Annotated in this window: 1 pseudogene; it reads right to left on the bottom strand. The window is 72.8% G+C overall.

The features are described 5' to 3' along the window. A pseudogene (locus TN53_RS43345) lies at positions 1-335 on the bottom strand (hypothetical protein); the annotation flags it as partial.

Genomic DNA, 335 nt, shown 5'->3' with positions numbered 1-335 from the left:
CGAGCACGGCGAGCACATCGGAATGCGCCGTGTCGCCGGCGGAAGGAGTCCGCCCTCGGCGCCCACGCGGATTGACGCGCAGGCTTTCGCGGCTCCAGCCGATGGCCGACCGGGCCTGGTCGACCAGGCGGCCCAGGCGCAGCGCACGCGCGTGCCAGTCTCCGGCCTGATGGCCGTCCCACTCGCCGGTGGCCAACCCGTCGGCGACCGCCTCCAGGATCTCCTGCGCCTCACAGGCCGCGTCCTGAAGCGCTGAGCTGGCGTCCCGCAGGTACACCGGGGGTCGAATCAGCGCGTTGACCACGATGCCGACCAACGCCCCGAAGAGCGCCTCC

Source organism: Streptomyces sp. WM6386, assembly GCF_000972385.1.
GTDB lineage: Bacteria > Actinomycetota > Actinomycetes > Streptomycetales > Streptomycetaceae > Streptomyces.
Note: the sequence above shows the minus strand (reverse complement) of the source record. Positions and strands in the feature narration are given on the sequence as shown.